Source organism: Youngiibacter fragilis 232.1, assembly GCF_000495435.3.
GTDB lineage: Bacteria > Bacillota > Clostridia > Clostridiales > Clostridiaceae > Youngiibacter > Youngiibacter fragilis.
Map to the genome: position 1 here is coordinate 1 of NZ_AXUN02000034.1, position 6,754 is coordinate 6,754.

A 6,754-nucleotide genomic window follows, 5' to 3' on the forward strand; every position below is an offset into this window, starting at 1 on the left:
GGAGTGCAGACCAATCAGCAGCTTAATGACGGAACCGGCTTCCAGGGCAGTGGAAGGGGCAACAGCGGAAATACTGGAAAAGTCCAGAGGGCAATGAACGAGAATGACGGAGTCTGCATACTTGACGAGGAGTAGACTATGAATCAAGACCCGGAGCATATCAATTTTTGCTCCGGGTCTTTCCATGTCTTTTTTAAGAATAATTATTGACATATGCCGATAAAGGGGTAAGATTAAATCATAAATAGCATATGTCAATAATTCTTGGTGAAGAAGAATTTGCTTCAGTTGCTGTTGAGATCAAATAAGAGGATATCCCTGTGGCAGGAACCACATTGATGCAAGGGATTGGCAAGGAGTTGACAAAATGGTCGTATTAAGTCAAAGATGCACAAGCACCCTCATAACCATAGGAACATATTCGTATGATGCTGAGATCGTGCTCTAGGAAAAAGGGAAGAAAGTATATCTGCATGAAAACTATTTTGATGAGGTTCACTTCTCAGTCGGTGATGCAAGCATCTATGATTTTCTCACATCACATTCAGAGGTGGTACCATCAGCGGATTTTTCCGAGGAATACCTGTCTCTTGCATCTGCAAAGAAATCAATCTATTTCCTTTTCTTTCGCCAGATGGACAATATGATAAGGGCACTCATAAAGGATAAGGATAATGGTGCGGCTCAGCTCAATTGAATGAATACCGGCAAAGGACCGGTTTATGCGTCGAACTGGAAGGAGATGATCCCATGTTCGAAAATATCCTTATTGTCGGCGGGATGAATCCGAACTTTGACATTGTGCTTAAGTCCGTATGCAGCCTGAAGAAGTTAGGGGCACATAAATGTACGCTATTCCATTGCATAAGCCGTGATGAGGCCAATGAAACGATGGCATCCTCAATACTGGAGCTTTATGGAGAGGAGTTCAAGGTACAGGCGAAGATACTGATTGAGGAAGGGTACGAAGTGAAGCTTCAGGTAACCACAGGGAATTTGCCTGAAGAACTGGCGAAAGAGGTCAGTAATGGGGATTACTCACTTGTGGTTGCAGGTGCATCAGAGAGATCCCTTCTGGGTTCGTTTCTGGAGAGAGAAGCTGCATATGGCATCATGGGTGGAATATCATTGCCTCTTCTGATCGTAAGGGTCCCGTCATACCCTTCAAGGAAGACCCTTGATGAGACAGGGTGTAACCTTTACGGGCATATCCTATGTCCTGTGGATTATTCTGGAAGTACCGGCACTGTCATTGGAAGTGTGGGAAGGATGGCAGAATCAGGGAGTGACAGGATTACACTTATGCATGTCATCGAGAACACACACCACAAGGACGGAAAAGGAACTGCAGACATGGAGGTCACATCATATGGCAGGGAATCGCTTCAGAGGATGGCAGATGACCTCAAGAGAGGGAATGCTGCCGTTGATGTGCTAGTCACTGCCGGCTCCCCGGCTGAAGAGATAATGAGGGCTGCAGATAAAACAGGTGCTACCCTCATAGTGATGGGAAGCAGGGGAAAGGGCCTGGTCAGGGAGCTTCATCTCGGAAGCGTGAGCCATGACGTGGCGAGACACTCATCGGTTTCGGTGATGCTGATACCAGTCTGAAGAAGCTGTGAAACATATATGACAAGAGAGGTAAGGATGGAGAATATAATAAACGAATTTGAGCAGGAGCTCCAAAGCAATTCATTGAGACTTACAGGTCAGAGGAAGCTGATATACGGTGTACTCAGCGAGAATAAGGACAGGCATCTGACTGTTGAGGAGATACATTCGATCCTAATAAGAAAAGGCTCTGGCACAAGCGTTGCTACCGTCTACAGGACCCTTGCGCTCCTTGAGGAGCACAGGCTGGCTGGAAGGCTCTGCCTGGGTGACGGCTGTGTAAGATATCAGCTGCTGGATCCATTGGAGAAGCATGAGCATCATCACCTTGTGTGTGAAAGGTGCGGAAAGGTCATAGATTTCATGAGCGACATGATGGATGTCATCGAAAACCAGGCTCTGTGCGAGTACGGTTTTCAGGTGAAAAACCACAGGGTGAAGCTTTATGGAATCTGCAGGGAATGCAGACTGAAGGAGAAGAACGAAGATTCTTCAGCAAAAGGAGAGACGGTTTTCAGGATTTCAAGGCGGTAAGCTTGAACCAGGTTCTTGCGGATTTTCAGAGTGGAAATATTGTCAAGAGGGTTATTGACATATGTCAATAAAGGGGTATAATTTAATTAGTAAATGGCATATGTCAATAACTGAACGGGAGGTATTAAAATGCCTGGTAGAAATGGTAAAGGACCGGCGAGTGGCGGCGGAGGAAGAATGGGAGGACCTGTCAAAGCTGGTCCGGAAGGTTCGTGCAGGTGTCCTGAATGCGGATTTAAGGTTGCTCATAGAAGAGGTGTGCCATGCAGTGCTGAAAAATGCCCGCAGTGCGGCACAATGATGGTCAGGGATTGACCTAAAGGAGGGATTGAAATGCCAGGTAGAGACGGAACAGGACCAATGGGAAAAGGTGCAATGACAGGCAGAGGCTTTGGCGGATGTCTTGGTCAGGGTAGTGCATCGTATGGAACCGGTCTTAGAAGAGGCGGACTCAGAGGAGCGGGCATTATAGGGCTTGCTGGACTGGGACTTGGCCTTGGCTATGGATGCAGGAGAGGGTTTAGGAATTTTTATCGTGGAGATGTCCAAGGTGCAGATGAGAAGGGAATCCTAGAAGAAGAGAAGGAGCTTCTCAAGAGCAGGCTTGACCTGATATCGAAGAGACTTGATGAGATCTCCGGAACTGAAGACAAATAGGAGCTAATTGGGCCATTGGTTTGCTGGAGGTGGTTAATCCACCTCCATTTCCTGAAGGAGGTAGCCATGATTGAATCGAGATACATCTATGGACCAGTTCCATCCAGGCGGCTTGGAATATCACTGGGGATCAGCCCGATCCCGAAGAAGACCTGCAACTATTCTTGCATATACTGCCAATTGGGCAGGACAGACAAGATGGTTTACTCCAGGGAGATGTTTGTAAGGATTGACGACATACTTGACGAATTTGAGAAAACAAAAGACAAGGTCAGGGATTTCGATGCGGTGACAATAGTAGGGGAAGGTGAACCTACCCTGTACCTGGGGCTTGGCAAGCTAATAAGAGGACTGAAGGACAGGACTGACAAGCCTGTGGCAGTTATAACGAACGGAGCCCTGCTGTCCGACCCTGAGGTCAGGGAAGAGCTGATGGCAGCGGATATAGTGCTTCCATCTGCAGATGCATGGGATAAGGAATCGTTCAGGAAAATAAACCGGCCAATTGGTCTTCTTAATTACTGGGAAGTCAGGTCTGGCCTCGTGGAGTTTTCAAAGAACTATGAAGGTCAGCTATGGCTTGAGATTATGCTTATGAAGGGAATAAATGACAGCCATGAAACACTTCAGAGGTACAGGGAACTTCTCAAGGAAATAAGGTACGTCAGATTGTATATTAACACACCTGTAAGGCCGCCTGCGGAGGATTTTGTCAGATATCTCGACAGGGAGGATATGGAGCGGGCTGAAGAGATCCTGGGAGGGACTTCCATTGACCTTCTGGTATCCGAGGGCTTCCAAAGTGTTGTGGAGGATGACCTTGAGGCTGTCGTCGGAATAATTAAGAGGCATCCTATGAACAGGTTTGAGATTGAAGGCTTTTTGGCTAAAAGGGGAACCGTTGGCTCTGGTTCACTTCTGGAAATGCTTGTCAGCGATGCAAGGGTTGAAACCCTGCACTACAAGGGTATAGACACATACAGGCTCAAATAGGACATCATGGGCAGACAAACCGTAATTCAAGGAGAAACGATATGTTGAAAATGAAAAAAATGCCTTTACTGGTTCTGGCAGGCTTTCTTCCAGGCCTTATATCCATTTCGGGGTGCAACGCAGCCCCAACTCCCTCTGATGATGACAGGATAGTCGCAGCAGTATCCATAATGCCTGAAAAGGCCTTCGTGGAAGCGGTCTGTGGTGACCTTGCTGAGATTGTCGTGCTGATACCCCCTGGATACAGTCCTGCAAGCTATGAGCTTTCTCCGAATCAGATGGCAAGTTTCAGGAACGCAGACATCTATTTCACAATAGGTGTGAATGCCGAGGAAAGCAGCCTTCTGCCTGTTGCAGCTGAAAGCAAGGAGCTTATTATTGTAAATCTCCATGAGGCCGTGAGGGAAAAGTATCCTGAAATCGAGATAGCAGATGGACAGAGGGACCAGCACATATGGCTTTCTCCCAAACGTGTCATCGTAATGATTCAAGAGATTGCAGACAGATTGTCGGAGTCAGATCCGGAAAATACAATGACCTACAAGGCGAACGCGGCAAGGTACATTTCAAGTCTTATGGAGCTTGATGCAAGGATACGGGAAAAGCTTTCAGGGATAGATAACCGGAGTTTCATTGTATTCCATCCTGCATTCGGTTATCTTGCAGATGATTACGGGCTTGAAATGTACGCACTTGAGGAATCTGGAAAGGAGGCTTCACCCCAAAGGATCAGGGAGCTGGTGGATTTGGCACTTGAAGAGGAGATCAGGGTGGTGTTCTACCAGGCTGAGATCTCCAGCAGACAGGTCCAATCCTTCGCAGAGGAAATAGGAGCTGAGCTTGTACAGCTGGATCCGCTCTCGGAGGACTATATCGAAAATCTTGATATTATTACGGACCTGATCATTGGAGGTGCAAAATGACTGATGGAGCAAGGACTGTTGCAGTTACTGCAAGAAACCTTACAGTAAAGTATGGTGGAGTGGTTGCCCTCGATAATGTCTGCCTTGACATTGCCGAGGGAGATTATCTTGGAATTATCGGACCGAACGGAGGCGGAAAGACGACTTTGCTTAAGTCGATCCTGGGAATGATCAGGCCTTCTGAAGGTGAGATAAGGATATATGGAAAAAACCCGTCAGATGCTGGCGGGATAGTTGGATATGTGCCGCAGGTCGCTTCAATGAACAAGACATTTCCCGCTTCCGTAAGGGAAGTCGTTGCGATGGCAAAGCTTCGTCCTGAAATCATGTTCTTTCACAAGTATACCCCTGTTGAGCTGGAAGCAGCCGATTTGGCAATGGAAAAGGCTGGAATATTTGACCTTAGGAACAAGAGGGTATCAGAGCTTTCGGGGGGGCAGTTCCAGAGGATGCTCATTGCAAGGGCCATATCCCACAATCCTAAGGTACTGCTCCTGGATGAACCTACAGCTAATGTTGATGCGACTTCAAGGACAGATATCTATGACCTGCTTGAAAAATTGAATGGGAGCATGACGATAGTGATGGTGACCCATGACATGCTGGCGGTATCTTCACAAGTCAGGTCACTGGCATGCCTTAACGTCAGGCTTGTTTATCATGGCGAGTCTGAAATCAGTGAGGATATGGTTAAGGAACTGTATGGATGCCCCATTGACCTTCTTGCTCACGGAGTACCCCACAGGGTGCTGAGACAGCATAAGGATGGTGAATGAGATGGGGGTATCCATTTTCTCTTATCAGTTCATGCAGCATGCAATCATCGCAAGCCTTATGGTCAGCCTGATATGCGGTGTAATGGGGGTCATGATAGTTGAAAAGAAGCTCACCATGATGACCGGAGGGATAGCCCATACCTCCTATGGTGGTGTGGGGCTCGGATATCTGCTCGGTTTCGAGCCACTCGCAGGTGCTTTCGGGATATCGATAATCGCAGCCATTGCAATAGCATTCATCAAGAGAAGGGGAAGGACAAGGATTGACGTTGCCACGGGACTCTTCTGGTCATTCGGCATGGCTCTGGGCGTCCTGTTCATTTCACTCATGCCAGGGTATCCCCCTGACCTTGGCTCCTATCTTTTCGGGAACATGCTTTCAATCACCAGAAGTGACCTCATACTCATGGCTTGCATGACCCTGCTGGTCACTGTAACAGTTGCCGCTCTATATAACTACTGGAAGGCATACATGTTCGATGAGGAGTTCCTGTCGGTAATTGGAGTCAAGACTGCAATCTTCGATTATCTTTTCATGGTACTTGTAGCTGTTTCGACTGTAGTGCTGATAAGGGTCACAGGAATAGTGCTGGTACTGGCACTGATTACTGCACCCGTTGCCTCAGCAGAGCTTTTCACAAGGTCATTGAAGACGCGAATCGCTTTCTCTATCATTTCATCAGTTGTATTCTGCCTTACCGGGCTTTTGCTGTCTGTATGGCTGGACGTATCAGCAGGTTCTTCCATAGTAGTAGTTGCCGTCTTGTCATACGCCGTCATGTATGCCATTGCTTCATCTGCATTGAAAAGGAAAGGCAACTGAAAGCCTCATATCTGCCACAATCCTGCCGAAGTACCGGTACCAAACCATCACAAACCCCTCACATCTCCTGAGTAGAATGAAAACATAGAAAAGGTCATGAGGCCTTAACAAAAAGGAGATAATGAAAATGAAAAAGAATTTGAAGGTTTTTACAACGGCGATACTAGCGGCGGCATTCGGACTATCAGGAACAGCATTTGCAGCGGAGGCAGACTTCGGAGCGGCAGGAGCGGCGGCTAACCCGACAACAGAGATTGAGAAGATGCTCAAGTACACCCTTGAGGACGAGTATCTGGCCAAGGCTGAGTACGAGACTATAATTGCAGAATACGGAAGCATAAGGCCATTCGCAAATATCATGAAGGCAGAGGAGAGGCACATAGCGGCACTAGAACCGCTGTTCGAGGCATACAAGCTCGAATTACCTGTAGTAGACC

General features: G+C 47.4%; 9 protein-coding genes. All 9 read left to right on the forward strand.

The window, feature by feature from the left end; all coding sequences use genetic code 11:
• Positions 1-750: 750 nt before the first annotated feature.
• Positions 751-1,611 (forward strand): universal stress protein, encoded by an 861-nt coding sequence (locus T472_RS02030; protein ID WP_023385588.1) that lies wholly within the window; start codon positions 751-753, stop codon positions 1,609-1,611.
• 18 nt (positions 1,612-1,629) lie between these two features.
• Positions 1,630-2,145: a Fur family transcriptional regulator gene (locus T472_RS02035; protein WP_082447508.1), complete on the forward strand. Its 516-nt coding sequence runs from the start codon at positions 1,630-1,632 to the stop codon at positions 2,143-2,145.
• 129 nt (positions 2,146-2,274) lie between these two features.
• A complete protein-coding gene (locus T472_RS02040) occupies positions 2,275-2,460 on the forward strand; it encodes a hypothetical protein (protein WP_082447509.1) in 186 nt (61 codons plus the stop codon).
• 18 nt (positions 2,461-2,478) lie between these two features.
• A complete protein-coding gene (locus tag T472_RS02045; RefSeq protein ID WP_023385581.1) occupies positions 2,479-2,802 on the forward strand; it encodes a DUF5320 domain-containing protein in 324 nt (107 codons plus the stop codon).
• Positions 2,803-2,868: 66 nt separating this feature from the next.
• The gene (locus T472_RS02050; RefSeq protein ID WP_023385577.1) at positions 2,869-3,795 is read left to right on the forward strand and encodes a radical SAM protein; all 927 of its coding nucleotides are present in this window, start codon (positions 2,869-2,871) and stop codon (positions 3,793-3,795) included.
• A gap of 41 nt (positions 3,796-3,836) precedes the next feature.
• A complete protein-coding gene (locus tag T472_RS02055) occupies positions 3,837-4,718 on the forward strand; it encodes a metal ABC transporter solute-binding protein, Zn/Mn family (RefSeq protein ID WP_023385575.1) in 882 nt (293 codons plus the stop codon).
• Positions 4,715-5,494 (forward strand): metal ABC transporter ATP-binding protein, encoded by a 780-nt coding sequence (locus tag T472_RS02060; RefSeq protein WP_023385573.1) that lies wholly within the window; start codon positions 4,715-4,717, stop codon positions 5,492-5,494. The genes T472_RS02055 and T472_RS02060 overlap by 4 nt, the downstream gene beginning before the upstream one ends.
• A 31-nt stretch (positions 5,495-5,525) precedes the next feature.
• Entirely contained in the window at positions 5,526-6,317 is a 792-nt protein-coding gene (locus T472_RS02065; protein WP_207643929.1) for a metal ABC transporter permease, read from the forward strand.
• Positions 6,318-6,444: 127 nt separating this feature from the next.
• A partial coding sequence (locus T472_RS02070) for a ferritin family protein (RefSeq protein ID WP_040906381.1) occupies positions 6,445-6,754 on the forward strand: 310 nt, incomplete at its 3' end.